At 36.5% G+C, this 233-nt stretch carries 1 pseudogene; it reads left to right on the forward strand.

Features of this window, described 5'->3' with window-relative positions:
* Positions 1–233: pseudogene (locus AAEY62_RS25005) on the forward strand (GGDEF domain-containing protein); the annotation flags it as partial.

Here is a 233-nt window from a genome sequence, read left to right on the forward strand (position 1 = left end):
GACTATCACAGTAAAATAAATAAAACCCAAACTATTAGCTTTGCAACTTACGAAAGTAAAAGTAAGCAGCTTTCTGAGCTTGCACAAGCACTCGATATTGCTTATGTATATTCTATGGTGCTAATTAATGGCAAGGTTCATTTTAGCGCCTCTAGCTACACCCAAGAGGATCAAAATAGTGGTAAGGTAACCCAGTTTTTAGATTTATACCCAGAGGCAACTAAGGCTAATAT

This window comes from Pseudoalteromonas sp. GW168-MNA-CIBAN-0100 (assembly GCF_040309225.1).
Taxonomy (GTDB): Bacteria; Pseudomonadota; Gammaproteobacteria; order Enterobacterales; family Alteromonadaceae; genus Pseudoalteromonas; species Pseudoalteromonas arctica.